The sequence below is a fragment of the Amycolatopsis sp. cmx-11-51 genome (assembly GCF_047608665.1).
In the GTDB taxonomy this organism is placed as follows: Bacteria; Actinomycetota; Actinomycetes; order Mycobacteriales; family Pseudonocardiaceae; genus Amycolatopsis.
This window is the reverse complement of sequence record NZ_JADNQO010000002.1, coordinates 557,788-583,735: the sequence shown is the minus strand read 5'-3', so window position 1 is coordinate 583,735 and position 25,948 is coordinate 557,788. Positions and strand designations below refer to the sequence as shown.

Sequence of the window (25,948 nt, the reverse complement as noted above, 5' to 3'; positions counted from 1 at the left end):
GTGTCGATCTTCCGGGCCGCCGTCAGACGACCACGAGTTCCTTGGTGCTCAGCGTGAGGAGTTCGGGCGTACCTTCCCGCACGACCAGCGTGTCCTCGATGCGCACGCCTCCGCGTCCGGGCAGATACACACCAGGCTCGACGGTGACGGCCATACCGGCGGTCAGTGTACCGACGCCGGTGGTGGCGAGACTGGGCGCCTCGTGCACCTGCAGTCCGACCCCGTGGCCGAGGCCGTGGCCGAAACTCTCGCCGCGCCCCGCGGCGGCGATCACGCCACGGGCCGCTTTGTCCACATCGGACACTTCCGCGCCGGGGAGGACGGCGTCGCAGCCCGCCTCCTGCGCCCGCTGGACCAGCTCGTAGACCTCTTCCTGCCACGCCGCCGGCTTGCCGAGGACGAACGTGCGGGTCATGTCGGAGTGGTAGCCGTCGACCGTGGCGCCGAAGTCGATCTTGACGAAGTCGCCGGTCGCCAGCACGGCCGAAGTCGGCCGGTGGTGCGGGATCGCGGAGTTGCCGCCCGCCGCGACGATCGTGTCGAACGACGGCCCGGTCGACCCGTGGCCGAGCATGCGATTCTCCAGGTCACGGGCGACGTCCAGCTCGGTGCGGCCCGGCCGCAGCCCACCGGCGGACACCAGGTCCTCCAGCGCCCTGTCCGCCGCCGCGCACGCCTGGCGCAGCGCCTCGATCTCCTGCTCGTCCTTGACCAGCCGCAGCCGCTCGACGAGACCGGGCGTCCGGACCAGCTGGACGCGGTCGAAGCGCACCTTGAGGTCCTCGTGCTGCTCGACATTGACGTGCTGGCTCTCGAACCCGGTCTTGCCGAATTCTTGTTCGGCCGCCAGCTCGGCGAGCTTGGCCGCGCTCGCGCGGTCCAGCACCCGTTCGAGGTCGGGTACCTCGGTCGCCGACTGGACCGTGTAGCGGCCGTCGGTGCAGAAGATCGTCTTGTCGTCGCCGCTCCCGTGGACGAGGAGAGCGGCGTTGGACCCGGTGAAGCCGGTCAGGTACCTGATGTTGAGCAGGTCCGTGACCAGCAGCGCGTCCACCCCGGAGTCGGTCAGCAGGGAACGCAGCGCCGCGCGGCGGCGAGAGAAGTATTCACGCACGGAATGGAGTTTAGGGGGTCGGCCGCCAACGCGAGGGCCGCTGCCGGACGACTCACGGCCCGCGTTTCGCCGAGGTGGTCCGTGAAGGCCCCCTTCACGTACTTAGGCGGCAAAGCCGAGATCTAACCGGCAGGCGGCTCTTCGTCGCCGCATGAGGCTGTTGATGAAGGAATGGGGACGTTGAGTATCCCCATTCCTTCATCGTCGCGGAGGCACACCGGTCGCGGAGCTTCATCAACAGAGGTTCGAGGCCATAACCCCAGGCACACACCCGAGCGGGGCACCAGCGATGCCAAGCTCGGACTACCACCAACAGCGCTGACCAGCAGCTCCGCGACTTTGCCGAGGCCCTGTACTGAGGCGCAAGGAAGGGGGCCTTCACGTACTTGCCGCCCGCGGCACCGAACGTGCGGGCGTGACGATCGCTACTCGCGAGTTAAACTCACCCCATGGCACCGTGGCTGACTCGTGGACTCGTGATGGCGCTGCTGCACGGCGTGGCCGTCACCGTGCTGGCCAAGTACGAGGTCTTCCACCCCACCGACAAGACCCTCGTCACCTCGCTCGCCCTCGCGGTCCTCGTCGGCGCGGCGGCGGGCTGGAGCGCCGTGGACGCCTGGCGGGGCAAACCCGAGCGTGGCCGGAACTGGTTCATCGCGGCGCTGCTCGCCGGCCCGGTCTCGGGCGTGCTGTACGTGATCGGCCGCGCGGTGTTCGTCGACCAGACCGGCGCCTCCGAACTCGGCGGCGCGCTCACCGGCGGCGCCGCGTTCTCGGCCCTGCTGGTGCTCATCCCGGCCGGGCTGGGCCTGTTCGCCGGCGGCCTGATCGGCAAGAAGGCGCCTGCCGAAGACGAAGAAGAAGCTCAGCCCGCGAGCGAGAAACCGGCAGGGAAGCCGTCCCAGGCCTGATCGCTGATCTCCTCGACGGCCGAGTCGTTCAGCGCCGCGGCCCCGGCGTCCGGCACGGCGAACAGCCTGCCGTCCAGCACCACGCCCATCCCGCGGCCGGGAGCGCGCACCATCCTCGCTCCGGCGCTCAACCGCGCGGCCTGCGGAAACCTGTCGACGACCTTGAGCCGCTGGTTCAGCACCTCACCGGCGAGCACCGCCGCCACCGAACGCCGGTCGACCCTGACCAGCTTTCCGTCGGCCACCAGATCGATCGTCCGCTGCGGCGACGGCATCGCGACGCCTTCGAACGCCGTCCGGACCCGGGCGTCGCCGTCGCAGGCCCGCGAGCCCCGGACGTCCAGGCCGAAATGCCTGAGGTCGGTCGGCGCCCCCGCGCCGCCGACGATCGTGGCGCGGACGACGTCGAACGGGACCCGGTCGCAGACGTCACCCGAAGAGAGCGGCGCGTGGCCGTCGGGCCGCCGGACCAGTCCGGGGCCCTCCTTCCAGGCGCCGGGGACGACCACCGGCCGGTACGGCTGCGCGGAGAAGTCCCTGGTCCAGAAGGTGAGCGTGGTGCCGGTGTCGGTCTCGTGCGCGATCACGAAAGCGTCGAGCGAGCCGACCCACATCAGGTCGGTGCTGAACCCGTCGACCAGTGAGCGGGTGCGGGGCGAGGTCGTCCCGGGCTTGGGCACGAAGCCCTGCTCTCCCAACGTCTCCACGCCCTTACTGAAGGCCGCGTTCTTGGCGCGCAGCAGGAACTGCCCGGCGCCGTTCCACCCGGCGGCCTTGGCCGTGGTGTCGGTGAAGAGCACGTAGAACCAGCCGTCGAGGTACACGGCCGAGGGCTGACCGGCGCCGTAGACGTTGGCGCGATGCACGTCGTGCGAGGGCTCGATGATCGGCTTTCCGCCCGCGGCGCGGGTCCAGGTGAGGCCGTCGGTGCTGGTGGCGAGGCCGATCGAGTTGCCGAGCGCGTGGTCGCCCGCCGCGCCGGTGTAGTACATGTAATAGGTCGAGCCGACCCTGATCACCGAGGGGTCGCAGGTGTGCATCCCGTCGAAACCGCCGGGCGCGCCGGAGAACACCGCCGCCGGGCCACCCCCGGACGGGCCGGTGAAGGGCCCGTCGAGCGAGGGCGACTGCGCGTAGAGGATGTCGTCACCGGGAGGCTGGGCGCTGCCGTACTGGCTGCACCACCACATCCGGAGCTTGCCGCCGTCCCACATCACGGTCGGGCCGTAGTTGTAGACCGCGTCCTGATCGCCGGCGCCGACCACGCCGACGCCGGCCCGGGGATCGCTCGTGGCGAGTTCGACGTCCGTCGGCCGGGGCTGCTCGCTGGGCGGCGTCAGCTGGGCTCCGCCGATCCCACCGCCCTTGCCGTCGGCCTGGGATTGGGCGAGGCCGTCACTGCACGCCGCGAGGACCACGCCGACCGCGAGGACGGCCACCACGACACGGGCGGGTCGCCGACCCCCACGAAAAAGGCGCATGATGGCCGAGTGTAGCGAGACTTAACCCAGCCGGGTGACGTCGCTCCCCGGTAGGGCTACCAACTCCACCTCGAACCCGTCGGTGTTTTCGAGGTAGGCGGCGTAGTGCTGATCACCGCCCGCATACGGATACTTGTCCGCGAACATCGCCGACCAGCCGTGTTCGAGAGCCTCCGAAGCCAAGTCTTTCACCCGATCGCGGGTATCGACGTGCAGGGCGAGATGGTTCAGGCCCGGCGCGGTGCGCTCGTGCTTTTCGCCGCTGAGCGCGGGAGAACGTTCGACGACGAGGTAGGTCGCGCCGTGCTTCCAGCTGACCCCGGCGGGCCAGCGCTGGAACTCCCGCCAGCCGAGTGCGCCGAGCAGCCAGCCCCAGCTCTCCTCGGCCCGCGCGAGATCCGGCACCCACAGTTCGATGTGGTGGGCCCGCCCGTGATCCGACGGCAACGCGACGAGCACGCGGTGCGGGCCGCTGCCGTAGTGGTCACCGCCGCCGACGTCCAGGAAACCTAACCGCCGCACCAAGTTCAGACTGGCCACATTGGACTCGCCGATCAGCGCCCACACCGACGACAGACCGAGTCCGACGAGTCCGTGGTCGAGCAGCGCGCTCGCGGCCTCGGTCGCCAGGCCCTGTCCGCCGTACGCACGCGCCAGGTAGTAGCCGATCTCCGGCACTTCGCCGGGCAACTCCGCCGACGGCCGCAGATGCGCGAGGCCGATCACCTCGCCGTCGCGTTCGATCGCCCAGTGCCCCATCCCGGCCGGGCCGTCGTACGCCAGCCGCCGTCCGACCATCTCGCGGACAAGGTCCGGTTCGGTGAGCGGAACCGCGAAATGCGCGCTCAACGCCGGGTCGGCGAAGAGTTCGACGATCGCCTCGGTGTCGGACCCGGCCAGCGGGCGCAGCCGCAGCCGCGCGGTCTCGAGCCCGGGCGGGTTGTTCATCCCGCGTTCGCGGCAATCCAACGCAGGGCCAGCGGGTAACCGTCGACCCCGAGCCCGGCGAGGACGGCGGTGGCGATATCCGAAAGCACGCTGTGGTGCCGGAACTGCTCGCGTTTGTGCACGTTGGAGATGTGCAGTTCGATCAGCGGCGCCTTGAGCTGGGCGGCGGCGTCGCGGACCGCGATCGAGTAGTGCGTCCACGCGGCCGCGTTGAGCACCACCGGCCAGCCGGCGTCGGCGGCTTCGTGCAGCCAGCCGACCATCTCGCCCTCGTGGTCGGTCTGGCGGACCTCGACGTCGATCCCGAGTTCCTTCCCGGTGCCGACACAGGTCGAGACCAGGTCCGCGTGCGTGGCCGAACCGTAGATCCCCGGTTCGCGCAGGCCGAGCCTGCCGAGGTTAGGGCCGTTGAGGACGAGCACCTTCACAGCAGCACGCTCCCGCCGGACTTGGGGGCCTCGCCCGCCACCACCGAGTACGCCGCCGCGAGCAGTGACGGGTCGGGGCCTTCCAGCCTGCCGGGCTTGGCGAGCCCGTCCAGGACGACGAAGCGCAGCACGCCCGACCGGGTCTTCTTGTCGCCCTTCATCGTCTCCAGCAGGTGCGGGAGCGCCTCCGGGTCGTAGGTGGTCGGCAGGCCCAGCAGCTTGAGCACGGCCGTGTGCCGCTCCGCGGTGGCGTCGTCGAGACGACCCGCCAGGCGCGCGAGCTCGGCGGCGAACACCAGCCCGACACTGACCGCGGCACCATGACGCCACCGGTACTTCTCGCGGCGTTCGATGGCGTGGGCGAGGGTGTGGCCGTAGTTGAGGATCTCGCGCAGGTTCGACTCGCGCAGGTCCGCGGCGACGACGTCGGCCTTGACCTGGATCGAGCGGCGGACCAGCTCGCCGATGATTTCACCGGTGGTGTCCAGCGCCGCGGCCGAGTTCTGCTCGACGAGCTCGAGGATGCGCGGGTCCGCGATGAACCCGGCCTTGACGACCTCGGCCATCCCGGCGACGAGTTCGTTGGGCGGCAACGTTTCCAGCGTCGCGAGGTCGACAAGGACCGCGCTCGGCTCGTGGAAGACGCCGACGAGGTTCTTGCCGGCCTCGGTGTTGATGCCGGTCTTTCCGCCGAGCGAGGCGTCGACCATGCCCAGCAGCGTGGTGGGGACGTTGACCAGCCGTACGCCGCGCATCCAGGTCGCGGCGACGAAGCCCGCCAGATCGGTCACGGCACCGCCGCCGAGCCCGACGACCACTCCTTGACGGTCCAGGCCCATGCGGCCGAGGACCTCCCAGCAGAAGCTGGCGACGGTGAGCGCCTTGCCGTCCTCGGCATCGGGGATCTCGACCCGGTGCGCGTCGATCCCGGCGGCGGCCAGTTCGTCGCGGATGGCCTCGGCGGTGGTCGTCAGCGTCGGCGGGTGGATCAGCGCGACCTTGGAGGCGTCGGCGAGCTGCTCGGCGAGCTCGCCGAGCAGGCCCCGGCCGATGACGACGTCGTACGGCTTGGCGGTGTTGACGGTGATGCGGACCGGTTCGGTCATCGTTTCCCTCACTTCGGCGGAAGCCGCTTGGCCCTGGCGACCTCGCAGGAGATCTTGCCCTTGACCGGGGTGTCGCCCGGGATCTCTTCGGTCACCTTCTCACCCGGCGTCATCCGGTCCTTCGCGAACAGCGCTTCACCGGAGGCCTTGCCCTCGGCGTCCTTGATCGCGATGGTGACGGCGTAACGCGCGTCCTCACCGGTGCTGTTCGTGACCTCGATGGTGACCTTCGGGGTGTAGCTGTTGCTGTCGCACTTCATGACCTGGACGTCGGCGGCGACATCGGTTTCGGGCGCGGCCGATGCGGTGGCCGAGCCGGTCGCCGCGGCGCCGGTCTGGATCACGTCCGCTCCGGCGGGCTGCTTCTCGTCGCCGCAAGCGGTCAGGGTCAGGGCCATGACGGCGAGAAAAACGCCGGTGATGGTGCGCTTCATGCTCGTTCCTTGCTGGCTTCGTTCAGCCCGGCGACGGCGGCTTCGACGACCTCGTCCGGGGTGCGGTGATCGGTCTCGATCTCGATCGTGGCCACCTCGCGGTACACCGGCAGCCGTGCGTCGAGGAGCGCCTTATAGGTGGCGCGGGGGTTCACCCCGGCCAGCAGCGGGCGCGCGGTCGACAGACCGGCGCGCTGAACGCCCGCGGCCATCCCGACGTTGAGGAAGACCACGGTGTGCCCGCCCAGCCGGGCCCTGGTGCCCGCGGTGATCGGCGCTCCCCCGCCCAGGGAGAGGACGCCGTCGTGCTCGGCCAGCGCCTTCGCGACCATCTCCTCCTCCAGCGCGCGGAAGGCGGGCTCGCCCTCGTCGGCGAAGATGTCGGTGATGGGCTTGCCCGCGCTCGCGACGATGTCGTCGTCGCTGTCACGGAAGGCGAGGCCGAGCCGGGCGGCGAGCGCCGGGCCGACCGTGCTCTTGCCCGAGCCCGGCGGCCCGATGATCACCGCGCGTGGGGTCACCAGCGCTCCTCGAGCGCCTTCAGGTACGCCTCGGCGTTGCGCTTGCCCTCGATCAGCGAGTCACCGCCGAACTTCTCCAGCGCGGCGTCCGCGAGGACCAGCGCGACCACCGACTCCAGCACGACCCCGGCACGGGGTACCGCGCAGACGTCGGAACGCTGGTGGATGGCCACCGCGGGTTCACCGGTCGTGACATCCACAGTGGACAATGCTTTGGGAACGGTCGAAATCGGCTTCATGGCGACGCGCACGCGCAGCGGTTCGCCGTTGGTGATGCCACCTTCGAGGCCGCCCGCCCGGTTGGACCGGCGGGTCACCCCGACCGGGCCGGTGCCGCGGTCGATCTCGTCGTGGGCCTGGCTGCCCCAGCGCTTGGCCGTGGTGAAGCCGTCGCCGACCTCAACGCCCTTCATCGCCTGCACGCCCATGAGCGCGCCGGCGAGCCGGGCGTCGAGCCTGCGGTCCCAGTGCACATGCGAGCCGAGGCCCGGCGGCAGCCCGTAGACGATCACCTCGATCACGCCGCCGACGGTGTCACCCGCCTTCCGCACGGCGTCGACCTCGGCGACCATCGCGTCGGTCCCCTCCTGACCGAACGCCCGGACCGGGCTCTCGTCGATGGCGGGCAGGTCCGCCGCCACGGGCAGCGGGCCCTCCGGCGCCGAGGCACCGCCGATGGACACGACGTGGCTGAGGATCTCGACCCCGAGCAGCTGCTTGAGGTACGCGCGGGCCACCGTGCCGAGCGCCGTACGGGACGCCGTCTCGCGGGCGCTCGCGCGCTCCAGCACCGGACGGGCCTCGGGGAAGCCGTACTTCTGCATGCCGGGCAGGTCCGCGTGGCCGGGCCGGGGACGGGTCAGCGGCTCGTTGCGCGCCAGGCCATCCAGCTCCTCGGCGGGCACGGGATCGGCCGACATGACCTTCTCCCACTTGGGCCACTCGGCGTTCTCGATCTGGACCGCGACGGGGCCACCCTGGGTGAGCCCGTGCCGGACACCTCCGGTGAACTCGATGTGGTCGGTCTCGAAGCCCATCCGGGGGCTGCGGCCGAAGCCGAGCCTCCGTCGCGCGAGCTGCTCGCCCACTTCGGCGGTGGTGACCTCGACCCCGGCAGGCATCCCTTCCAGGATGGCGGCGAGGGCGGGTCCGTGCGATTCCCCTGCGGTTATCCAGCGCAACACCTGACAGATCCTGTCACAGTCTCCCTCTCGTTCCTGGACAGGCCGGGCTATCCCGGACCAGGTCCGGCGAAGACGGCGAGTGCCCAGGCCGCGACCAGGAGGCCAGGCCCGTGCGGCACCGTGGGATGCCGGGGTCCGCCCACCGCGAGCGCCACGCTCAGCAGAGCCGCGGCGACGGCACCGAGCACGACCGACGGCCAGCCGGTCGCGGCGAGGACCGCGCCGAGGCTCCCGGCCAGCTTCACGTCACCGGCGCCGAGCGAGCGCGGCGACAGCACGTGGACGAGCGCGTGCGCGCCGCCGAAGACCAGCGCGCCGAGCACGGCCCGCCAGGCGATGTCCACCCCTCCCCCGGCCGCCGCGACCCCCAGCGCGACGGCCAGCGCCGGGTACGCGGGCAGGGTCAGGACGTCGGGCAGGCGGCGGTACTTGAGGTCGGCGAGCGCCAGCGGGACCGCGAAGACCGTCAGCACGGCCGGGACCGCGAGCCACCACGACGGCCAGGCTCCGCCTTGGTGACGGAGGCAGACCGCGAGGAGCAACGCGGCCGCGAGCGCCGCCGCCCAAGCCGTCACCGGCGCTCCCGCGCGGCGTAGGCAGGATCGGGTGGCGAGCGCCGATCCGGCGCCCGCCACCGCGAAGGCGATCGGCATGAACACAAGATCAAGAGTGCGCCCGTCGCGCTCGGTGTGGCAAGAATTTTCTTTTCGTGACAGGGACTTTCACGAACTTTCGCCTGGTCGGGCCTTCCGCAAGTAGTCGACTACTTGCGGAAGGGAGGCCGTTCGTGGCGGTGGGACGGATGCCCACGTCTCACGCGGCGAAGGGAGCTTTCGCCGCGTCCGATGCGGGGAAAGCTCCCTTCAGCCCGCAGCGGCCGGTTGCGGGTCGGATGTGACCAGTAGTGCTCATGCGACCGGCTGGGCGCTTTCCGAGTACGTGAAGGCCCCCTTCACGTACTTAGGCGCAGGGTCACGGCAAAGTCGCAGAGCCACTGGTCAGCGCTGCTGCTGGTAATCCGGACTCAGCATCGCTAGTGACCCCGCGACGATGTAGGAATGGGGACACTCAACGTCCCCATTCCTACATCGTCAGCCTCACACAGCGACGAACAACCGCCTGACCTGCAAGACCTCGACTTTGCCGGAACCTTGGCGCTAGACGCAAGGAAGGGGCCTTCATGAGCGCCGCGGCGTGCTCTTCGTGCAAAGCCCGCATCAGCCGGTCCTCCGCGAATTCCTTCACCGATCCGTGCCTTCGCGGGCGAAGAGCAGGGGGAGCGCGAAGACCACGCAAACCACTTCGGTGATCAAGCCCCAGAACTCGGCCTGGGTGGTGAAGCGCTCCGAGACGCCGAAGAACCCTGTGGTCAGCGAAAGCACGTACGCGCCCAGTGTGGCCAAGCCGAAGCCGATCGCCGCGAACACGGAAAGCCAGTGGTGCCAGACCAGGACGGCGACCGCGATGACCACGCCGGCCACCACGTTCACCAGAAAGAGTGGACCGACCACGTCCGTTTCGGCCGCCCAGTCCTGCCATACGACGTAATGCACCCACGCCGAGCCGAGCAGGCCCGCCGCCACCACCGCCCGCGACAACCACCGGATCATGTCCGCGTCTCTTTTCCCGTGTTCGGTTCCCCCATGCCTGTGAACACGGAAAAGAGGGGTGCTCGGTTCAATTCGGCACCCGATGGTCGGCGAAAGTGAACCGGATGGGTGCTCCGACCGTGTGTAGGGGCATGACTGCCGAACTCCACTCCCGCCGCACCGTCCTGACCACCGGGGCCGCCGTCGCCGGCGCGGCCGTCGGTGCCGTGGCCATCACGGCCTGCGGAAGCGACACCCCGTCGTCCGGCTCGGCCGCCGCGCCGCCCGCCGCGGCTCCGGGCGAGACCCTGACCGCGCTCTCCGACATCGAGGTCGGCCAGGCGAAGGCCGCGAAGACAGCGGATGGCAAGGACGTCATCGTGACCAGGACCGCCGAAGGCGCCGCGGCCGCGTTCAGCGCGATCTGCACGCACCAGGGCTGCGCGGTCGTCCCGGACGGCGCGGAGCTCAAGTGTCCATGCCACAACTCGATCTTCGACGCGGCGACCGGCGCGGTCAAAAAGGGGCCGGCGGACAAACCGCTGCCCTCGGTCGCGGTCAAGGTCACGAACGGTCAGGTCGTCACGGCCTGAGCACAGCGAAGGGTCCCTTTAGGACGGAGAACGTCCTAAAGGGACCCTTTCGCGTAAAGCGTTCAGCTGTCCCAGGTGAAGATCGGGTCGCCCGCCTCGACGTCGCCGTCGATGCGCAGTCCGGAAAGGACCTCGGCCTTCGCGTCCAGCGCCACCACCGGCACGATCGGCGAGTAGCCGGCGGCCACGACCGCTTCGGGGTCCCATTCGACGACCGGCTGCCCGGCACGGACGGTCTCACCCTTGACGACGTGGAGGGTGAACCCCTCGCCCTTCTGCTTGACCGTGTCGATCCCGAGGTGGACCAGCACGCCGCGGCCGTCCTCGGTGGCCACCACGAAGGCGTGCGGATGCAGGGTCACGACCGTCCCGTCGACCGGTGAGACCGCGTCCTGGCGCCCGCCCGAGGGCAGGACCGCGAGTCCGGGTCCGACCATCGCCTGCGCGAAGACCGGATCGGGTACTTCGGTCATAGCGGTCGTCTTACCGCTTACCGGGCTCAGAATTTCGAGGCTCACATCAGGTCCTCGATGTCACTGGCGATCGTGTCGGCCTCCGGCCCCACGATCACCTGGACACCGGCTCCCATGCGCACGACGCCCATCGCGCCGGCGGCCTTCAGCGCCGCCTCGTCGAGCAGGCTCATGTCTTCGAGTTCACAACGCAGCCGGGTGATGCACCCCTCGACCTCGATGACGTTCTCGGCACCGCCGAGGCCCGCGAGGATTTTTTCCGCCCTGTCATCCGCCATCGCGGTCTCCCTGTTCCCTGTCGGTTTCCCACATGCGAACCAGCTGTACTACGCCGTTCGCCGACTCGCACGTGATCCCTGGCCACGAACGCGTAACGGTGGTTGACACCCGCTCGTGCGACGGAGCATCCTGCCCCATCGGACCATTGGTCTAGACCGGAACGTACCAATCTTCCGGACCAGATGCGAGTACGGGTTACCCGAAGCGACCGCCCCGAAAGGACGGTGACCGTCATGAGCGCTTCGGCGCAGCAGCCGCCGTCCGACCGTGTGATCAACGGACCGACGCCCAAGCACGCCCAGCTGCGGGAGATTCTGCGCCGCACGGTGGAGCGCGAGCTACCCCCCGGCTCACCTATCCCCTCGGAACGTGACCTCGCCGAGACCTATCAGGTGTCGAGGCTCACCGTCCGGTCGGCGATCGGCAAGCTGGTCGAAGAAGGGCTCTTGTCGCGCGTGCGCGGCAAGGGGACGTTCACCGCCGCGAGGCGCATGGAACTGCAGCTCTACCTGATGTCCTTCACCGAGGACATGCGCCGTCGCGGGATGACCCCGACCACGGAGGTCGTCAAGACCGCCACCGAGGTCCCGCCCGCCCCCTCGGCGCACGCCCTCGGCCTGACCGCCGGGACCCCGGCACACCGGCTGGTACGGCTCCGCCGTGCCGACGGGGTGCCACTGGCTGTCGAGCGTGGCTGGTATCACGCGGGCCGGATGCCCGGTCTGCTCGATCTCGATCTCACTCGATCGTTGTACGTCCAACTCGCCCAGTCGTATGACCTCCGCCCGGATCACGCGTGGCAGACGGTCTGGGCCGAATCCGCGGACCGCGAAACGGCACGCCTGCTCGGCATGCGCGCCGGCAGTCCGCTCCTTGTCTTCCGCCGGGTCTCCAGCGTCAACGGGGAACCGATCGAAGACATGACTTCCTGGTACCGGGGCGATCACTACCAGGTCACTATGCAGCTGGACCGGAACACCCCGGATTCCGGTCACCATCCTCACTACGGAGGTACCCGATGAGCTCCACCACCGCCGAGGGGGCGAAGAGCAAGGGCAAGGGACTGGCCGGGCTTCAGCGCTTCGGCCGCAGCCTCATGCTCCCCATCGCCGCTCTGCCCGCCGCCGCGCTCCTCAACAGGTTCGGTCAACCTGACCTGCTCGGCGAGGAAGGACTCGGCTGGACCAAAGTGGCCGAGGTTCTCGGTGCGGCGGGCAACTCGCTGTTCAATTGGCTGCCGCTCCTGTTCGCGGTGGGTATCGCCGTCGGCTTCGCCCGGAAGAGCGACGGCGCGACCGCGCTGGCCGCCGTGGTCGGCTTCTTCGTGTTCACCAGCGTCCTCCAGGTCTTCGCGCCGTTCTCCGAGCTGCCGGGCTGGAACCCCGAGAAGCCCGCGGGCCTGATGCTCAACCCGATGAAGTGGCCCTACAGTGTGCTGGCCGGTGTGATCGTCGGTTTGGTCACCGCCCTGTTGTGGCAGAAGTTCTATCGCATCAAGTTGCCGCCCTACCTGGCCTTCTTCGGCGGCCGCCGCTTCGTGCCGATCGTCACCGCCCTGACGCTGATGCTCCTCGCCGTGCCCTTCGGCCTGGTCTTCCACTGGGTCAACGAAGGCATCCAGGCCGCGGGAGAGGCAGTCACCGGCGCACCGGTCGTCGGTGGCGGTATCTACGGTGTCCTGAACCGGTTGCTGATCCCGGTCGGTCTGCACCAGCTGCTGAACGTGCCGGTATGGTTCATCTTCGACGGTGGTGACCTCACCCAGTTCTTCGAGGGCGACCCCACCCGTGGCACCTTCATGACCGGCTTCTTCCCGATCTTCATGTTCGCCATCCCCGCCGCGGCACTGGCGATCTGGCAGAGCGCGAAGCCCAGCCAGAAGAAGATCGTCGGCGGTGTGATGATCGCCGGTGCGCTGACCTCGTTCCTGACCGGTATCACCGAGCCGATCGAATTCTCGTTCATGTTCGTCGCGTGGCCGCTGTACCTGATCCACGCGGTCCTGACCGGCACGTCGATGGCACTGGTGAACGCGCTCGACATCCACCTCGGCTTCGGCTTCTCCGCCGGGGCGATCGACTTCGCGCTTAACAGCGGTCTCCCGGCGGCGAGCAGCAACGTCTGGCTGCTCATCCCGATCGGTTTGGCCTATGGAGTCCTTTACTACGTGATCTTCCGCTTCGTGATCAAGAAGTGGAACCTGCGGACCCCTGGCCGCGAGGACGACGCGATCGAGGCCGATCTCGAAGCCACCGCGGCCAAACCCGTCAAGTAGTTTCAGCACAGCAGAACCGAAGGCACGAAGGGAAAGAACATGCCGGAGAAACGCGTCACCGTGGCCAGCAAGGTGGGCCTGCACGCCAGGCCCGCGGCGACGGTCGCCAAGGCGGCCGCGGCGCAGCCCGTCGCGGTGTCCATCGCCAAGGCGGGCGGCGACCCGGTCGCGGCCGGCAGCGTGCTGAACCTGATGACCCTCGCCGCCGGCTACGGCGACGAGGTCATCATCAGTGCCGAAGGTGAGGGCGCCGAGGCGGCCGTCGACGCCATCGCCGAGCTGGTGGCGACCGACCTCGACGCCTGATCCCCTCCCTGCGAAGCCCGGGCCGCCCCGACCGGCCCGGGCTTCGTAGGGTGTTGGGCATGGAGAGCGTGCGCGAGATCGAACAGTGGCCGTCTGCCAACGCCGCCACGGCCGTGGTGACCGTCGCCGGTGACGTGTTGGGTACGCACGGCGACACGACGAAGGTCTACAAGCTGGCGTCGGTGACGAAGCCGCTGACGGCCTACGCCGCGCTGATCGCCATCGAAGAGGGCGTCGTCGAACTCGACACCCCCGCCGGGCCGGAAGGCTCGACGATCCGGCACCTGCTCGCGCACACCTCCGGGCTCGCCTTCAACGAGCACAAGCCGATGGCCGCGCCCGGCAACCGGCGCCTGTACTCCAACGCCGGGTTCGAGCAGCTCGCCGACGCGCTCACCGAGCACTCCGGCATCCCCTTCGCCGACTATCAGGCGGAGGCGCTTTTCCAGCCGCTGGGCATGAAGGCGACCAAGCTGACCGGCTCCCCCGCTTCGGGCGCCGAGTCCACCGTGGACGACCTGGTCGCGTTCGCCGCCGAGCTGCAGGCCCCGAAGCTGATCGCCGCCGAGACGGTGCGCGAGGCGACTTCCGTGGTCTTCCCCGGCCTTTCCGGTGTCCTGCCCGGCTTCGGCCACCAGAAGCCGAACGACTGGGGCCTCGGTTTCGAGATCCGCGACCACAAGAGTCCACATTGGACCGGCTCGTCGAGCTCGCCGCGGACCTTCGGCCACTTCGGGCAGTCCGGCACGTTCCTCTGGGTCGACCCCGACGCCGGTGCCGCCTGTGTCGCGCTCACCGACCACGCTTTCGGCCCGTGGGCGGCCGAGGTGTGGCCGCCCTATACCGACGCCGTCCTCTCGGAACTGCGCGGCCTCACTCCATGACGCGGACCGGCGAACCCGCCTGGAAGGCCGCGATGTCCTCGACCGCGTCGCGATAGAAGATCTCGTAGGTCTCGCGGGTGACGTAGCCGATGTGCGGGGTGAGCACGACGTTGTCCAGTGTCCGCAGCGGATGCTCCGAGGGCAGCGGCTCGACGTCGTAGACATCGAGCGCGGCGACCGCGATCTCCTTGCGGCGCAAGGCGTCCACCAGGGCGGCCTCGTCCACGATCGGGCCGCGCGAGGTGTTGACGAGCATCGCCGTCGGCTTCATCGCGGCGAGTTCCGGTGCGCCGACCAGTCCGCGGCTGCGGTCGCTGAGCACCAGATGAACCGACAAAACGTCCGCGCGGGCGAACAATTCGTCCTTCGCCACCGCCGTCACGCCGTGGGGATCGGCCTTCTCCTGGGTCAGGTTCTGACTCCAGGCGATGGTCTCCATGCCGAACGCCTGGCCGATCTTGGCCGCGCCGGCACCGAGCCTGCCGAGCCCGAGCAGCCCGAGGGTCTTGCCTGCCAGGACCGTGCCGACCGTGGTCTGCCAGCCGCCCTCACGCATGTTCTCCGACTCCACCGGCACGTTCCGCGCGGCGGCGAGGATCAGCGCCCAGGTGTGCTCGGCCGCCGGGGCCGCGAGGTACCCGGTGGAGGAGACGACCACGCCGTTGCGCCGGGCGGCGGCCACGTCGATCGCGGCGTTGCGGTGGCCGGTGCTCACCAGCAGCTTGAGCGCGGGCAACCGGTCGAGGACTTCGGCGGGGAACCGGGTGCGCTCGCGCATCGCGACCACGACGTCGAACTCCCGCAGGCGGGCGACCACGTCGGCGGGGTCCGCGAACGGCTCGGTGAACACCTTGGTCTCGGCGCCGAGGGAGGCCCAGTCCCCGAAGCCGAGCGCCACTTCCTGGTAGTCGTCGAGAATCGCGATCTTCATACCGCCCAGGCTAGGGTCGTGCCCGGAACCGTGCCCGAGGAGGCCGCCCCCTTCCTGGAAACTGCGGGACCGCACGTCATCGATTACGGTCGTTCCTTGGTCGCCGAAGACGGTCGAGAAGAGGCCTGGTCGAAGGAGCCGCGCGAGGCGATGGAAGCACTCAGACGGGCTTGAGGAAGAGGACACCGGGTATGAATGTGGACGAGGGCAAGGTGCTGGCCTGGACCGAGGCCGAGCGGCTGAGCGTGGCGGATCTGCTCGAAGGACTCGACGAGAAGGACTGGTCCGCGCACACCCTGTGCCCGAAATGGACCGTCCACGAAATGGCCGCCCACCTGGCGCTCTCGCCCCGGACCGGGCTCAAGGACACCATCCTGGGCGCCATCAAGGCGAAAGGGAATTGGGACCGGATGACCGCCGACCAGGCCATCGGCCACGCCACCCGGTTCGAGCCGGCCGAACTCATCGCCCAGATCCGGGAGGACGCGGGGTCGGACCACCGCTCCCCCGGCGCCAAGCCGATCGACCCGCTCGCCGACGTCCTCATCCACGGCCAGGACATCGTCCGCCCGCTGGGCCGCGTCCGGCCCATGCCCGAGGAGCCGGCGATCGCGTCGCTGGAGCACATCCTCGCCAGCCCGTTCTGGGGCGCCCGGAAACGCTGCAAGGGCGTGAAGATGATCGCCACCGACGCCGACTGGACCGGTGGCGAGGGGCCCGACGAAGTACGGGGCCCGCTCGCCGACCTGCTCATGGCGACGACCGGCCGGGGCACCGGCCTCGCCGCGCTCACCGGCTCGGGCAAGGCTCAGCTCGGCGCCCACTGCGATCCGCCGGTCTCGGTCTGAGACCTACCAGCGCGGGACGAACACGTCGACCCGCACCAGATGGTGGTCCGAGGCGTCGTTGAGCCGCGCCAGCGGTGAATCGGGCAGCGGCCAGAAAACCTCGGCACGCCAGGGGAACAGGCCCCTCGACGGCAGGACGTAGTCGATCCGCAGGTTCCCCGGCGCGTTGTCGTTGAAGTCGCCGGTGTCGAAGAAGGGGTCGCCCTTCTGGCCGATGTTGGCACCTGCCTGGTCCTGGGCGGCGCGCACCGCGCCTTCGCTGCCCGGGCGCGTCTCGAGGACGCGAGGCGCGTTCAGCAGGCGGGAGATCGCGCCGGGGACGCTGTCGCCGTCGAGCGGGTCGGAGTTGTAGTCGCCGGCGATGACGAACTTCTCGTGCGCGCCCAGCCCGCCGCGACGGCCGCGGTCGTCGTAGATGTAGCGGCCCTTGCCCGGCGTCACGTAATCCGCCCAGAAGCGGATTTCGTCGTTGTTGCGGGTGCCGTTGCGGTCTTCGGGGCCGTCGAAGGTGGGCGGTGTCGGGTGCGCGGCCAGGAAGTGCACGGTGGACCGGCCGACGCGGACGGGGACGTCCCAGTGCGACTTCGACGACAGGCGCAGCACGTCGAGTGCCTGCGGCGAGTACCAGTCGCTCGGCGCCGGGGTGGCCGGGTCGTCCGGGAGCAGCGCCCCCGGCATGTCCTTCCACCGGAACTTCTGGAACGTCCGCACGCTCTTGGTGTCGATGGGGTACTTGGACAGCACGAGCATGCCGTACTGCCCCTCGAAGAGGCCGAAGCCGTGCGCGTCGTTGCCCCCGCCGACCTGGCCGTTGCGGTCGAGGTCGACTCCCGTCGCGACACCGGTGTTCGACGGCGCGGTGAAGGCGTACGGGTAGTCGATCGGCGCGGCGCCGTTCTGGCCGCGCTTCAGGTAGTTCTCGCGGAACAGGTTCGCGGCGCGGTTTTCCGGCACGTAGTCGAACTCGTTGATCAGCAGCACGTCCGGCCGGTTGCGCTGGATCACCTCGGCGACTTCGTTCGCCTGCGCGTTGCCCGGCTGCGACAGGTCGGTCACCAGCTGACCCGCGGCTCCGCGGTTGAGCGAAGCGTTGTACGTCGCGAAGCGGACGTTCTGTCCGACGGTGGCTTCCGCCGGAGTGGCGGCCAGCAGGGTCCCTGCCAGCAGAGCGCCCGATGTGAGCACGGCGGCGATGCGTTTCACGGTCTTACCTCCCGGAGTCGGTGCGACCTTACGCACCCCGGGCGGCCGGGTGGGTGAGCTTCAGATGAACAGCACCTCTTGAACGTGTTCAAAATCTGGGCTACGGTTCTTCTTGAACACGTTCAAAAGGAGGTCCCCATGCAACCCGTAGTCGTGGCCTACGCGCTCTACCTGGCCATCACCGTCCCGCTGACCGTGCTGGTCGCCCGCACGCTGAGCAGGCACGGCAAGACGTTCCTGGAGGACGTCTTCCAGGACAAGCAGGCACTGGCACATTCGGTCAACCAACTGCTCGTCGTCGGGTTCTACCTGGTCAGCCTGGGTTTCGTGGCCTTGTTCCTGACCAGCAACGACACCGTCCTCGACGCGCGCGACGTCTTCGAGATGCTGTCGGTCAAGGTCGGCACCGTCGCGCTCGTGCTCGGCGTGATGCACGTCGGGAACGTGCTGGTGTTCAACGGAATCCGCCGCAAGCACCTGAACCACGCCACCGCGTGGCCCGCGCCGACGCCGCCGCCCTACCCCGGCCACCCGGCGCCCGCTCCGCATCCCGCGCCCTGACCGGATAACGTGCAGTGGTGGCGAAGAGTGAGGAAACCAGGTCGCTGATCGTGGCGACCGCGTTGCGGCTGTTCGCCGAGAACGGCTACGACCGCACGACCATGCGGGCGATCGCGGGCGAAGCGGGTGTGTCGGTCGGGAACGCCTATTACTACTTCGCCTCGAAAGACCAGCTGATCCAGGGTTTCTACGACGAGATCGCCAAAGTGCACCTGACGACGGCACGCCAGTCGATCGAAGGTGAGCGGGACTTCAGCGCGCGGCTCAAGACCGTCCTGCTCACCTGGCTCGACGTCGCCGAGCCGTACCACCGCTTCGGCACCCAGTTCTTCGTCAACGCCGCCGACCCGGACTCGCCGCTGAGCCCGTTCAGCGAGGAGTCGACACCCGCGCGGGACGCCTCCATCGGCCTGATGCGCGACGTCATCGCCGACTCCGACGCCAAACTCGACCCGGACCTGCGCGACGACCTGCCCGACCTGCTGTGGCTGTACCAGATGGGCGTCGTGCTGTTCTGGGTCCACGACCGGTCGCGTGGGCAGAAGCGGAGCCGCGTGCTCGTGGAGCGGACGGTGCCACTGATCGCGCGGCTGGTGGGGCTGTCGCGGCTGCGGGTGCTGCGGCCGGTGAGCCGGGAGATCGTCTCGCTGATCCGGGACCTCTCGAAGCGGGACGACACCTGAGGCTCGCGCCGCAAGCACTCCGCGGGCCCCTCTGGTCACGACAAGTCCCGGGGCGGGTCCGGAAGTACAGGAACCGCGGCTTCGTCCGCAGGTTCGCGTACCACCGGGGGTCGGACTCGGCGATCGACTCTTCCGGCATCGGCTCCACCAGCCTGTCGACGGCGAACCCGGCGTCCCGCACGGCGCCGAACGTCCAGCTCAGCGGCCGCCGGTAGAACCGCACCTTCTGTCCCTGCGGGAATTCGTCTTCGAGCAGTTCGAGCTGGAAGTAGTTCTGCTTCTCGAACCAGCGCCAGTCCTCACCGGGATGGTGCACGGAGAACACCAGCAGCCCGCCCGGCTTCAGCACCCGCCGGAACTCCGCCAGCGCCGGAGCCCACTCCTTCAGGTAGTGCAGCACCAGCGACGCCGTGACGACGTCGATGGAGCCGTCCTCCAGGAACGTCAACGGCCGCGTGACATCGGCCGTCTCGAACTTCGCGACGTCGCCGAACTTCTCCCGCGCGATGGCGACCATGCCCTCGCTGGCGTCGACGCCGAGGACGTCCCCGCCCTTCGCGGCGAGCAACGCGCTGAGGTGCCCCGCCGCGCAGCCGACGTCCAGCACCCGCTTACCCGCCACGTCACCGGCCAGTTCGACGATGGCGGGGCGGTCGTAGTGGGCGTTGGTACTGCTGGTTTCGGCGTGCGCGGCGTAGAGCCGGGCGAAACCGTCGTATTGGGCGGCGCGGGCCCGTTCGATGATCTCGTCGATCACCTGGGTCTTGGCGTCGGCGTAGTGCTGGATGTACTTCCAGGTGCGCGCGGCCAGTTCGCGTTTCTTGGTCTCGTAGAGCTTCAGTTCGTCCTCGTGCGCGATCAACCTCTCCCGGAAGAGGCGGTAGCGCTCGGCCTGGCCGTTGTCCGGCGAGTAGACGTGCAGGTTGATGTCGGTGTCCGGGCCCTTGAAGCTGCGGTGCTTCTCCCAGTCCGGCTCACGGATGACGAGCTGGTAGCCCTCCGCCTCCAACTGCGGCAGGTAGGCGTCCTCGTCGTCCGAGTCCGGGACGATCAGCATGATGTCGATGATCGGTTTCGCGCAGAGCCCGGGCACCGACGTGGAGCCGACGTGCTCCAGCACCAGCGCACGCTCCCCCAGGATCCCCCTGATGCGCTTGGCTTCCCGTTCGAACAGTTCGGGCCACTCCGGGTCGTATTCGGCCAGGGTGACGGTGGAATTCAGTACCGGAGCCTGCTCGACCCACGCGTTGTTGATGTCGTCTTCGGTGTAGTCGTCTCGATCGGGTTTAGGCATCGACTCCTCGTTCCTCTCTCAAGGCAGTCGGCCAGATTATCGAACCCGAACGATCTTGTCAGCTGATTGGCAAGGAAAGGATCCCGCCGGTGGCCTCGCGCAGCGCGTTTCGCATCGCCGCCCGCGGCGCGGGCTGTCCGGTGAAGTACTCGGCCTGCCCGAAAGCCTGGTGCAGCAGCATGTCCAGCCCGGTCGCGAGCCTGCCGCCCCGGTCGGCGACGGCTTCGGCGAGCGCCGTCGGCCAGGGGTGATAGATGACGTCGAGGACGCAGCCGATGCCTGCCAGCTCGGCCAGATGGGGCCGGACGGCGTCCGGGGGCACGGTGTTGGCCAGCACCGCCGAGTCCGCCGCGAGCTTCCCGAAGTCGGCGTCGGCCCAGCGAAGGACCTCGACGTCCAAGCCCGCCCGCTTCGCCGCCTCGACCGTTTCCGTCGCCCGTGCGGGATCCCGCACGACGAGCCGCACCGTCCGCACGCCGAGTGAGGCCAGTCCGACGACGGCCGCCGCGGCCGTGCCGCCCGCGCCGAGGACGACGGCCGCGTCGTCCTCACCGGGCGAGTAGCCACCGGCGACCCGCAGGGCTTCGGTGACACCGTCGACGTCGGTGCAGTCGGCGAGCCAGCCGGTTTCCCGGCGCACCAGCGTGTTCGCCGCGCCGACCGCGGCCGCCCGCGGCGTGACCTCGTCGGCGTATTCCAGCGCGGCCCGTTTCCCTGGCATGGTCACCGACAGGCCGGTCCACTCCGGACCGAGACCGCGGACGAACCCTGGCAGCCCTGGACCGTCCATCTCGACCCGCTCGTAGGTCCAGCCGTCCAGGCCAAGCGCGCGGAAAGCGGCGCCGTGCAGTACGGGCGAGAGCGAGTGTTCGACCGGTTTCCCGAGGATCGCGGCCTTGCGGTCAGTAGACACCACGTTTTTGCGCGTCCAACCTGTTCTTGTTGTGCTCGTCGTTCGTCACCGCGAAGCAGGAGAGCCCGTTCTTCTCGCACTTGACGAAGAAGATCCATTCCCCGGCGGTCGGCTTCAGCGCGGCCTGGATCGCCTCCGCGCTCGGCACCGAGATCGGCGTCGGGGTCAGCCCGAGGGACTTGTAGGTGTTGTACGCCCCCGCTTTGTCCCGTTCCTCGGGTTTGGTGAGCAGGGTCGGCCGGTCGAGGATGTAGTTGACCGTCGAGTCCATCTCGAGCTTCATCTTCTCGTCGAGCCGGTTGTAGATGACCCGCGAGATCTTCCCGAAGTCGGCCTTCACCGCCTCACGTTCGATGATCGACGCGATGACGAGCGTCTCGTACGGCGTCCTGCCTTCGCCCTTCGACTGATCGCTCAACCCGGCGTCGAGGATGCGCTTCGCCGAGGTCTTCGCAACGTCGGTGAGCAGTTCTTCGGCCGTCCACCCGGGCTTGACGTTGAAGATGCCCGGGGCGATCAGGCCTTCGAGCCGCCGTTCCCTGCGCTCGGCCTTCGAGGCGGCTTCGACCGCCCACGACGGGATTCCCAGCTTCGCGAGGTCCGCCGTTTCGACCGTCTTGCGCAGTTCTTCGACCGGGACGCAGGTGCTCGTGCCGTTCAGGTCCGCACAGGAAGCCTTCGACAGCAGCGTGTAGATACCGGGCGTCACCTTGCCGTCGGGCTGGGTGATGTCGTCGAACTGGGTGTACGGCCGGATTTCGACCTGGCCGACCTTCGAAGCTGCCGCGGTCATCTTCTCGACCGCGCTGGCGCCGGACATCTTCGTCTTCATGACGTAGTAGCCCTGCTGCAACCGCGAGACGGCGGTGTTGTCCTCGCCCGCCTTCACGAACGCCTTGCCGCTGGCGACCACCCCGGCCGCTTGCAGCCGGTTGCCGATCGCCGACGTCGAGTCGCCCTTCTCCACCTGGACGAGGACGTCGCTTTCGCCGGTGCCTTCGAAGTCGTCGTAGCCGAAGATCTCGGTGAAACCGTAGTAAGCGCCACCGGCGAGCAGGACGAGCACGGCCAGCGCGGCCACCCAGCCCAGCGCGCGCTTCTTCTTGCGCTTCTTGGGCGGCGGTCCCTTGCGGTCCGGACGCTCGTCCTCGATACGTTCGGGCTCGGCGCGGTCTTCGTCCTCGAAGTCCTGTTCGTCTTCGTATTCGTCGTACTCGTCGTAGTCCTCGTACTCGTCGTACGCGTTTTCGCCGAAGATCTCGTCGTATTCCTCTTCGCTGCCCTGAGACGGCGGAGGAGCCGTGCCGGGGCGCCGGGCCAGTGGCGCCTCCTGGATCGCGGGGATGATGTCGGTCGGCCGCTCGTCCGGGAGCGGGCCGTCGTCCTCGCGGCGCCTGCGGCGGCCGGGACGCGGGGGCTCGTCCTGGGCGTAGACAGGCATGCCGGGACCACGGTCACCCGGCTGGGGGAACCGCCGTGGCGGTACGGGAGGAGAAGGCGGCGCGGTGGGAGGCAACGGTGCCACCGGTTCTGGAGCGCGCCTCGGCGCCGGACGCTGTACGCGGGGCGGCGGAGGCGGGGGCTCTTCAGGTGCGGCCCGGCGACGAGGCGGCGCCGGCGGGGGAACCTCATCGGGCTCCTGCCGGACGTGCCGCCGACGAGCGACGGGCTCCACCGGTGGTTGCGGCTCGGGACGGCGGCGAGGCGGAGCCGGTGGCGGGCTGGCCTCCTCAGGCTCTTCCCGCAACCTTCGTCTACCGCCCTGACGGCGCTCGGGCCGGCCGTGGGGCTCGGTCATGTATCGCCCTTCCGTGCGCGATGTGCCGCTACCGCGTCGATCCAGGCCTGCAGGATCTCGACCGCGGCCGCCTGATCGACGACGGCACGAAGCTTGCGTCCCTTCACCCCACGCTGCGACAGCATCCTGGATGCCGTCACCGTGGTCAACCGCTCGTCGGCCAGCCGCACCGGCACCGGAGCGATCCTGGTGGCGACCTTTTCGGCGTAGTCCAGCGCCGCTTCGGCCGCCGGGCCGTGACGGTCCTTGAGCGTCCTCGGCAAGCCGACGACGACTTCGACCACGTCGTGTTCCGTGACGAGTTCGACGAGCTGGTCGACGTCTTTGTCGCCTGCCGCGTCGCGAGTGAGGGTAACGAGCGGGCTGGCGAGGATGGGGTCGGGATCACTCAAGGCGATCCCGACCCGGACTGATCCGACATCCACGCCAAGCCGCCTGCCGCGCCCCGGATCGGTCTCCCCCGGCCGGTCCGGGCGCCGCCCGACGGCGTCGTCAGCCAACTTGGGCGACCGCCGCGCGCAGTGAGGCGATGGCCTCCTCGGCACCGGCCGGGTTGGTGCCACCGCCCTGGGCCATGTCCGGTTTGCCGCCACCACGGCCGCCGATCGCCTCGGCGAACGACGGGACGAGCTTGCCTGCCGCGATGCCCTTCTCCTGGGCCGCCTTGGTGGTCGCGACGATGAAGGCGACCTTCTCGCCCTGCGGCGCGAACAGCGCGACGATGCCGGGACGGGCGCCGAGCCTGCCGCGGATGTCCGAGGCGAGCGCGCGCAGACCGTTCGAGTCGACGCCCTCGCCGAGCTTCTCCGCGACGACCGCGATCCCGCCGATGTCCTCGGCTTTGTCCGCGAGCGAGCCCGCCGAGCCGAGCACCTGCCGGGTGCGCAGCTGCTCGATCTCCTTCTCGGCGTTCTTGAGCCGGGTGAGCACGTCGTCGATCCGCGACGGCAGCTGCTCCGACGGCACCTTGAAGGTGCTCGCGAGCTGCGAGACGAGCAGCTGCTCCTTGCGGACGTACTTGAGCGCGTCCGTGCCGACCAGCGCCTCGACGCGGTGCACGCCGGAACCGATGGACGAGTCGCCCACCAGCTTCACCAGGCCGAGCTGGCCGATGCGGTCGACGTGGGTACCGCCGCAGAGCTCGCGGGAGTACTCGCCCATGTCGACGACGCGGACGTCGTTGCCGTACTTCTCGCCGAACAGCGCGACCGCGCCGAGTTCGAGGGCCTTGTCCTTCGTGGTGACGAAGGTGTTCACCTCGACGTTGGTCTGGAGGTAGTCGTTGACCTCCTCCTCGACCTCGGTCAGCACGTCGGCCGAAACCCCGCCGGAAGTGGTGAAGTCGAACCGCATCCGGCCCGGCGAGTTGAGCGAACCGGCCTGCGCCGCGCGCTTGCCATACGCGCCGCGCACGGCCGCGTGGACCAGGTGTGTCGCGGAGTGGGACCGCTCGATCGACAGGCGGCGGTGCTGGTCGACCGAACCGGTCAGCGCGCTGCCGATGCCGACCTCGCCGTCGAGCACCTCGACGCGGTGCACGAACAGGCCAGGCACGATCTTCTGCACGTCGTGGACCTTGAGCTCGACGCCGTCGCCGAGCAGCACGCCGGTGTCGGCGACCTGGCCGCCGCTCTCGGCGTAGAACGGCGTGCGGTCCAGGACCAGCTCCGCCTTCTTGCCCGCGCCGACGCCGCGGACGGGAACGCCGTCTTCCAGCAGCGCGACGACCTTCGCGTCGGCCTGCAGGTCGCCGTAGCCGAGGAACTCGGTCTCGCCGTGCTGTTCGAGCACCTTGCGGTACTCGGACAGGTCGCCGTGGCCGGTCTTGCGCGACGCCGCGTCGGCCTTCGCCCGCTGCCGCTGCTCGTTCATGAGCGTGCGGAAGGCCTCTTCGTCGACGGTCAGGCCCTGCTCGGACGCCATCTCGAGGGTCAGGTCGATCGGGAAGCCGTAGGTGTCGTGCAGCTGGAACGCCTTGTCGCCGGCCAGCAGCGAGCCACCCTCGCGTTTGGTCTCCTCGGCTGCCATGTCGAAGATGCGCGAACCGCTGGTGAGCGTGGAGAGGAAGGCCTCCTCCTCGGCACGCACGACGTCCTCGATGCGGTCGAAACCGGAGAGCAGCTCGGGGTACGTCGGGCCCATGGTGTCGCGGACGACCGCGGCGAAGGCGGGCAGCACCGGCTCGTGCACGCCGAGCAGGCGCGCGGAGCGGATGATGCGGCGCAGCAGGCGGCGCAGCACGTAACCCCGGCCGTCGTTGCCGGGGGTGACGCCGTCGCCGATGAGCAGCACGCCGGTGCGGGCGTGGTCGGCGATGACGCGGAAGCGGACGTCGTCGGTGTGGTCGCCGCCGTAGCGGCGGCCGGAGAACTCCTCGGCGCGGCCGATCACCGGACGGACGAGGTCGGTCTCATAGACGTTCTCGACGCCCTGCAGGATCGTCGCGACGCGCTCGACGCCCATGCCGGTGTCGATGTTCTTCTTCGGCAGCTCGCCGATCGGCTTGTGGCCGTGCTTCGGGCTCTTCTCGCCCCGCACGTCCTGCATGAAGACGAGGTTCCAGATCTCGATGTAGCGGTCCTCGTCGGCGACCGGGCCGCCCTCACGGCCGTAGTCCGGGCCACGGTCGTAGTAGATCTCCGAGCACGGGCCGCCGGGGCCGGGCACGCCCATGTCCCAGTAGTTGTCCTTGCCGTCACGGGCCTGGATACGCTCGCCGGGCAGGCCGGTGAGCTTCTTCCACAGGCCCGCCGCCTCGGAGTCGTCCTCGTAGACGGTCGCCCAGACGCGCGCCGGGTCGAGGCCGTAACCGCCATCGCTGCGGGGCTTGGTGATCAGCTCCCACGCCGCCTCGATGGCGCCTTCCTTGAAGTAGTCGCCGAAGGAGAAGTTCCCGGCCATCTGGAAGAACGTGTTGTGCCGGGTGGTCTTGCCGACCTCGTCGATGTCCGGGGTGCGGACGCACTTCTGGACGCTGGTCGCGCGCGGGTACGGCGGCGGGACCTCGCCGAGGAAGTACGGCTTGAACTGGACCATTCCCGCGTTGACGAACAGCAGGTTCGGGTCGTCGAGGATCAGGGGCGCGCTCGGCACGCGCGTATGCCCCTTGTTTTCGAAATGGCTCAGAAAACGCTGGGTGATTTCGTGTGTTTCCACGGGTTCGTCCTTGTATACGGGCTCGCGCGAAAGCG

26 protein-coding genes and 2 pseudogenes are annotated in these 25,948 nt (G+C 69.3%); 9 read left to right on the top strand and 19 right to left on the bottom strand.

Annotation, left to right across the window (positions count from 1 at the left end):
- Positions 1-22 precede the first annotated feature (22 nt).
- Complete coding sequence (locus ACM6LU_RS11695; RefSeq protein ID WP_414937649.1) at positions 23-1,114, bottom strand: M24 family metallopeptidase; 1,092 nt, start codon at positions 1,112-1,114, stop codon at positions 23-25.
- A 479-nt stretch (positions 1,115-1,593) separates the two neighbouring features.
- Between ACM6LU_RS11695 and ACM6LU_RS11690 the strand changes: the two genes are divergently transcribed.
- The gene (locus ACM6LU_RS11690) at positions 1,594-2,025 is read left to right on the top strand and encodes a B-4DMT family transporter (protein ID WP_414937953.1); all 432 of its coding nucleotides are present in this window, start codon (positions 1,594-1,596) and stop codon (positions 2,023-2,025) included.
- Here ACM6LU_RS11690 and ACM6LU_RS11685 read toward each other — a convergent pair.
- From ACM6LU_RS11685 to ACM6LU_RS11645, 9 genes are all read right to left on the bottom strand, one after another.
- Complete coding sequence (locus tag ACM6LU_RS11685; protein WP_414937952.1) at positions 1,980-3,467, bottom strand: beta-xylosidase; 1,488 nt, start codon at positions 3,465-3,467, stop codon at positions 1,980-1,982. The genes ACM6LU_RS11690 and ACM6LU_RS11685 overlap by 46 nt on opposite strands.
- 60 nt (positions 3,468-3,527) lie before the next feature.
- On the bottom strand, positions 3,528-4,454 hold the full coding sequence (locus ACM6LU_RS11680) for a GNAT family N-acetyltransferase (RefSeq protein WP_414937648.1): 927 nt from the start codon (positions 4,452-4,454) through the stop codon (positions 3,528-3,530).
- Positions 4,451-4,882, bottom strand: coding sequence for a type II 3-dehydroquinate dehydratase (gene aroQ / locus ACM6LU_RS11675; RefSeq protein WP_414937647.1), 432 nt, complete (start codon positions 4,880-4,882; stop codon positions 4,451-4,453). The genes ACM6LU_RS11680 and aroQ overlap by 4 nt, the downstream gene beginning before the upstream one ends.
- Positions 4,879-5,988: a 3-dehydroquinate synthase gene (gene aroB / locus ACM6LU_RS11670; protein WP_414937646.1), complete on the bottom strand. Its 1,110-nt coding sequence runs from the start codon at positions 5,986-5,988 to the stop codon at positions 4,879-4,881. The genes aroQ and aroB overlap by 4 nt, the downstream gene beginning before the upstream one ends.
- 8 nt (positions 5,989-5,996) lie before the next feature.
- Complete coding sequence (locus tag ACM6LU_RS11665; RefSeq protein ID WP_414937645.1) at positions 5,997-6,422, bottom strand: hypothetical protein; 426 nt, start codon at positions 6,420-6,422, stop codon at positions 5,997-5,999.
- A complete protein-coding gene (locus ACM6LU_RS11660; protein WP_414937644.1) occupies positions 6,419-6,943 on the bottom strand; it encodes a shikimate kinase in 525 nt (174 codons plus the stop codon). Before ACM6LU_RS11660 ends, ACM6LU_RS11665 begins: the two co-directional genes overlap by 4 nt.
- Positions 6,940-8,127: a chorismate synthase gene (gene aroC / locus ACM6LU_RS11655; RefSeq protein ID WP_414937643.1), complete on the bottom strand. Its 1,188-nt coding sequence runs from the start codon at positions 8,125-8,127 to the stop codon at positions 6,940-6,942. Before aroC ends, ACM6LU_RS11660 begins: the two co-directional genes overlap by 4 nt.
- 47 nt (positions 8,128-8,174) lie before the next feature.
- The gene (locus ACM6LU_RS11650; protein ID WP_414937642.1) at positions 8,175-8,786 is read right to left on the bottom strand and encodes a prepilin peptidase; all 612 of its coding nucleotides are present in this window, start codon (positions 8,784-8,786) and stop codon (positions 8,175-8,177) included.
- 582 nt (positions 8,787-9,368) lie between these two features.
- Positions 9,369-9,737 (bottom strand): hypothetical protein, encoded by a 369-nt coding sequence (locus ACM6LU_RS11645; RefSeq protein WP_414937641.1) that lies wholly within the window; start codon positions 9,735-9,737, stop codon positions 9,369-9,371.
- A 131-nt stretch (positions 9,738-9,868) separates the two neighbouring features.
- On the opposite strand from ACM6LU_RS11645, the gene ACM6LU_RS11640 reads away from it, so the two are divergent.
- Positions 9,869-10,309 (top strand): ubiquinol-cytochrome c reductase iron-sulfur subunit, encoded by a 441-nt coding sequence (locus ACM6LU_RS11640; RefSeq protein WP_414937640.1) that lies wholly within the window; start codon positions 9,869-9,871, stop codon positions 10,307-10,309.
- A gap of 62 nt (positions 10,310-10,371) precedes the next feature.
- On the opposite strand, the gene ACM6LU_RS11635 is transcribed toward ACM6LU_RS11640, so the two are convergent.
- Complete coding sequence (locus ACM6LU_RS11635; RefSeq protein WP_414937639.1) at positions 10,372-10,827, bottom strand: PTS sugar transporter subunit IIA; 456 nt, start codon at positions 10,825-10,827, stop codon at positions 10,372-10,374.
- Positions 10,824-11,069: pseudogene (locus tag ACM6LU_RS11630) on the bottom strand (glucose PTS transporter subunit EIIB); the annotation flags it as partial. The gene ACM6LU_RS11635 and the pseudogene ACM6LU_RS11630, both read right to left, overlap by 4 nt.
- A gap of 225 nt (positions 11,070-11,294) precedes the next feature.
- On the opposite strand from ACM6LU_RS11630, the gene ACM6LU_RS11625 reads away from it, so the two are divergent.
- The 4 genes from ACM6LU_RS11625 to ACM6LU_RS11610 are packed head-to-tail and all read left to right on the top strand — an operon-like array spanning position 11,295 to position 14,526.
- Positions 11,295-12,083 (top strand): GntR family transcriptional regulator, encoded by a 789-nt coding sequence (locus ACM6LU_RS11625; RefSeq protein ID WP_414937638.1) that lies wholly within the window; start codon positions 11,295-11,297, stop codon positions 12,081-12,083.
- Positions 12,080-13,336: a PTS transporter subunit EIIC gene (locus ACM6LU_RS11620; RefSeq protein ID WP_414937637.1), complete on the top strand. Its 1,257-nt coding sequence runs from the start codon at positions 12,080-12,082 to the stop codon at positions 13,334-13,336. The genes ACM6LU_RS11625 and ACM6LU_RS11620 overlap by 4 nt, the downstream gene beginning before the upstream one ends.
- A 39-nt stretch (positions 13,337-13,375) precedes the next feature.
- Positions 13,376-13,642 (top strand): HPr family phosphocarrier protein, encoded by a 267-nt coding sequence (locus ACM6LU_RS11615; protein WP_076163675.1) that lies wholly within the window; start codon positions 13,376-13,378, stop codon positions 13,640-13,642.
- Between the two features lie 59 nt (positions 13,643-13,701).
- Complete coding sequence (locus tag ACM6LU_RS11610) at positions 13,702-14,526, top strand: serine hydrolase domain-containing protein (protein ID WP_414937636.1); 825 nt, start codon at positions 13,702-13,704, stop codon at positions 14,524-14,526.
- Here ACM6LU_RS11610 and ACM6LU_RS11605 read toward each other — a convergent pair.
- Positions 14,516-15,457 (bottom strand): D-2-hydroxyacid dehydrogenase family protein, encoded by a 942-nt coding sequence (locus tag ACM6LU_RS11605; RefSeq protein WP_414937635.1) that lies wholly within the window; start codon positions 15,455-15,457, stop codon positions 14,516-14,518. The two genes, ACM6LU_RS11610 and ACM6LU_RS11605, sit on opposite strands and share 11 nt — an antisense overlap.
- Positions 15,458-15,648: 191 nt before the next feature.
- On the opposite strand from ACM6LU_RS11605, the gene ACM6LU_RS11600 reads away from it, so the two are divergent.
- Positions 15,649-16,305, top strand: coding sequence for a maleylpyruvate isomerase family mycothiol-dependent enzyme (locus tag ACM6LU_RS11600; protein ID WP_414937634.1), 657 nt, complete (start codon positions 15,649-15,651; stop codon positions 16,303-16,305).
- Between the two features lie 3 nt (positions 16,306-16,308).
- On the opposite strand, the gene ACM6LU_RS11595 is transcribed toward ACM6LU_RS11600, so the two are convergent.
- Entirely contained in the window at positions 16,309-17,508 is a 1,200-nt protein-coding gene (locus ACM6LU_RS11595) for an endonuclease/exonuclease/phosphatase family protein (RefSeq protein ID WP_414937633.1), read from the bottom strand.
- A gap of 138 nt (positions 17,509-17,646) precedes the next feature.
- On the opposite strand from ACM6LU_RS11595, the gene ACM6LU_RS11590 reads away from it, so the two are divergent.
- Together ACM6LU_RS11590 and ACM6LU_RS11585 are read left to right on the top strand one after the other, a co-directional pair.
- Positions 17,647-18,069 (top strand): hypothetical protein, encoded by a 423-nt coding sequence (locus tag ACM6LU_RS11590; RefSeq protein WP_414937631.1) that lies wholly within the window; start codon positions 17,647-17,649, stop codon positions 18,067-18,069.
- Positions 18,070-18,086: 17 nt separating this feature from the next.
- Positions 18,087-18,752 (top strand): TetR family transcriptional regulator, encoded by a 666-nt coding sequence (locus tag ACM6LU_RS11585; protein ID WP_414937630.1) that lies wholly within the window; start codon positions 18,087-18,089, stop codon positions 18,750-18,752.
- A 55-nt stretch (positions 18,753-18,807) separates the two neighbouring features.
- Here the strand turns inward: ACM6LU_RS11585 and ACM6LU_RS11580 are convergent.
- The 5 genes and pseudogenes from ACM6LU_RS11580 to alaS all read right to left on the bottom strand — a co-directional run.
- Positions 18,808-20,046: pseudogene (locus tag ACM6LU_RS11580) on the bottom strand (GrpB family protein); the annotation flags it as partial.
- 58 nt (positions 20,047-20,104) lie between these two features.
- Positions 20,105-20,962, bottom strand: coding sequence for a shikimate dehydrogenase (locus tag ACM6LU_RS11575; RefSeq protein ID WP_414937628.1), 858 nt, complete (start codon positions 20,960-20,962; stop codon positions 20,105-20,107).
- Complete coding sequence (gene mltG / locus ACM6LU_RS11570) at positions 20,949-22,400, bottom strand: endolytic transglycosylase MltG (protein WP_414937627.1); 1,452 nt, start codon at positions 22,398-22,400, stop codon at positions 20,949-20,951. The genes ACM6LU_RS11575 and mltG overlap by 14 nt, the downstream gene beginning before the upstream one ends.
- 353 nt (positions 22,401-22,753) lie before the next feature.
- On the bottom strand, positions 22,754-23,257 hold the full coding sequence (ruvX, locus tag ACM6LU_RS11565; protein ID WP_414937626.1) for a Holliday junction resolvase RuvX: 504 nt from the start codon (positions 23,255-23,257) through the stop codon (positions 22,754-22,756).
- Complete coding sequence (gene alaS / locus ACM6LU_RS11560) at positions 23,250-25,913, bottom strand: alanine--tRNA ligase (protein WP_414937625.1); 2,664 nt, start codon at positions 25,911-25,913, stop codon at positions 23,250-23,252. Before alaS ends, ruvX begins: the two co-directional genes overlap by 8 nt.
- Between the last annotated feature and the right edge of the window lie 35 nt (positions 25,914-25,948).